The sequence below is a fragment of the Rhizobium sp. Leaf341 genome (assembly GCF_001424325.1).
In the GTDB taxonomy this organism is placed as follows: Bacteria; Pseudomonadota; Alphaproteobacteria; order Rhizobiales; family Rhizobiaceae; genus Ferranicluibacter.
This window is the reverse complement of the sequence record NZ_LMPE01000010.1, coordinates 165,431-166,086: the sequence shown is the minus strand read 5'-3', so window position 1 is coordinate 166,086 and position 656 is coordinate 165,431.

The window sequence follows — 656 nt, the reverse complement described above, 5'->3', positions numbered from 1 at the left end:
GTGCGGGCCGCCCCTCACCCTAACCCTCTCCCCGCCTGCGGGGAGAGGGGACGAGCCTGCCTTGCCCTTTGGGGGAAACCAAGCAGCGCACCACGTCTCTTCTCCCCGCACGCGAGGAGAAGATGCCGGCAGGCAGATGAGGGGCTACGCCGCCAAACAAACGGCCGTGCCCTCGGTCAGCGCCGCCGTGCCCTGGTCCAGCTTTTCGACGACCCTTTGCGCCTGCGGGTTGCCCCTCACCCTAACCCTCTCCCCGCCTGCGGGGAGAGGGGACAAGCGTGCCTTGCCCATGAGGGAAACCAAGCGGCGAACCACGTCTCTTCTCCCCGCCCGCGGGGAGAAGATGCCGGCAGGCAGATGAGGGGCTACGCCGCCAAACAAAATGGCCATGCCCTCGGTCAGCGCCGACGTGCCCTGGTCGAGTTTACAACGACCTTTTTGCGCGTGCGGGCTGCCCCTCACCCTAACCCTCTCCCCGCCCGCGGGGAGAGGGGACGAGCGTACCTCGTCCTTTGGGGGAAACGAAGCGGCGAACCACGTCTCTTCGCCCCGCACGCGGGGAGAAGATGCCGGCAGGCAGATGAGGGGCTACGCCGCCAAACAAACGGCCATGACCACGGTCAGCGCCGCCGTGCCTTGGTCCAGCTTTACGACGG